1 protein-coding gene is annotated in these 274 nt (G+C 37.2%); it reads right to left on the bottom strand.

The window, feature by feature from the left end:
- Positions 1–274 (bottom strand): hypothetical protein (locus tag SB749_RS19395; RefSeq protein ID WP_410711743.1); only part of this gene is annotated, 274 nt, incomplete at both ends.

The following is a 274-nucleotide window of genomic DNA, read 5'->3' as shown; positions in this document are numbered from 1 at the left end:
ATTAATTGATTAGCAAAATATGTAAGACTTCCTTTGACCGAGAGCGCTAAAATGAGTAATGCTGCTATTACTTGCAAGATTGGTGTAATGAGAGCGTTTTTTTTTGCTAGTCGGTATGTACTAATAATCATTCCACAAGCAGCAATACCAGCTAATAGCATGACAATCCAAACATAATTCGTCATGAGCAGAAGGAGTGTAATAAGGATCAGCGCCAGAACAGACAAAGAAATACCCAATATGATCTTTAAGCGTTGCTCCTTAGCTTTTACTG

The organism is Brevibacterium sp. SIMBA_078 (assembly GCF_046534565.1).
Classification (GTDB): domain Bacteria; phylum Actinomycetota; class Actinomycetes; order Actinomycetales; family Brevibacteriaceae; genus Brevibacterium.
This window is presented reverse-complemented; position numbering and strand designations above follow the sequence as displayed.